Here is a 227-nt window from a genome sequence, read left to right as displayed (position 1 = left end):
GCTCGCGCGGGTAGCTATCCATCCATGCGTCGACCAAAATGTAGGTCAGCCGGATCACGTCGCGCAGGCGCGGCGCATTCTCCAGGCGTGACAGCGTCGGTTGGGAACACAGATCGCGGCCCGTGTCCGGCAGCCGTCCGCAGGCCAGCTTGAATGCGGGATCGGACCGCAGATGATCGAGGTCGTCGGCGTCCTCGTAGCCGCAGCAGATCGCGAACATGCGCGCG

General features: G+C 66.1%; 1 protein-coding gene. It reads right to left on the bottom strand.

Translation table 11 applies throughout. The features are described from left to right. A partial coding sequence (locus QJT78_RS52655; protein ID WP_281461001.1) for a transposase occupies nucleotides 1-227 on the bottom strand: 227 nt, incomplete at both ends.

This window comes from Bradyrhizobium sp. Mp27, from assembly GCF_029953005.1.
GTDB classification, from domain to species: Bacteria; Pseudomonadota; Alphaproteobacteria; order Rhizobiales; family Xanthobacteraceae; genus Bradyrhizobium; species Bradyrhizobium barranii.
This window is presented reverse-complemented; position numbering and strand designations above follow the sequence as displayed.